The organism is Streptomyces cinereospinus (assembly GCF_042430725.1).
Classification (GTDB): domain Bacteria; phylum Actinomycetota; class Actinomycetes; order Streptomycetales; family Streptomycetaceae; genus Streptomyces; species Streptomyces cinereospinus.
Window position 1 is genome coordinate 1 of the sequence record NZ_JBHMCY010000198.1, and the last position, 911, is coordinate 911.

The 911-nt window shown below is 74.1% G+C and carries 1 protein-coding gene; it reads left to right on the forward strand.

Translation table 11 applies throughout. From position 1 onward, the window contains the following. Positions 1-911: polyketide synthase dehydratase domain-containing protein (locus tag ACFF45_RS35480; RefSeq protein ID WP_465269425.1), on the forward strand; the 911-nt coding region annotated here is incomplete at both ends.

Here is a 911-nt window from a genome sequence, read left to right on the forward strand (position 1 = left end):
CACCGCCGTCGACCTGCCCACCTACCCCTTCGACCACCACCACTACTGGCTCGCCGACGACCGCACCCGGGAGGCCTCCGCCACAGGGGACCAGGCCACCTGGCACCCCGTGCTCGGGCCGGGCCTGGAACTCGCGGGCAGCGCCGACACGGTCTACTCGGGTCGGCTGTCTCCGCGGACGCACCCCAGCCTCGTCGATCCGGTCACCGGGACCGCACAGCTCCCCGGCACCGCACTCCTCGAACTCGCCCTTCGCGTAGGGGAACGGGAAGGCGTGCCGCAGCTCCACAGTCTCACCGTGGAACAGCCGCTCCCGCTGCCTGAACAGGAGGTGGTCGACCTCCAGGTGATCCTCGGGGGACCGGACTCCGCCGGTCTGCGGCCGCTCAGTGTCCACGCGCGCCGCGCGGGCGGACCCTGGACCCTGCACGCCGACGGCCTGCTCGGCCCCGCCCCTGCGACCGCTGCTCCCGACCTTTCCGAGCAGGCCGTCGACGTGACCGTGCCCGACGGCGGCGGCTTCGCCTTCCAGCCCGTCGCTCTGGAAGCCGCGTTGCGCCCCCTCCTGCCCGAGGCCACCACCCCCGGCACGGTCCACCTGCCGACATCCTGGCGCGGGGCACTGCTGCACATGCCGGGATCCCGGCTCACGGGGGACCTGCGCATACGGCTCACCCCGGCCGGGCAGGACGTGTTCGCCCTGACGGTGACCGACGCGTCGGACGCCCTGGTGGCGACCGTGGACGCGATGGGCGTCACCGCCGTGCCGACGGCCGACCTCGCTCCCGCCGGGCTGCTGCACAGGGTGACGTGGGAGCCGGTGATCGGGGTCGTCGCCCCGGACACTCCGCGGACACCGGAGCCGGTGGTGGTGCGGGTGGCTGGTGGTGAGGGCGCGGAGCGGATCGTGA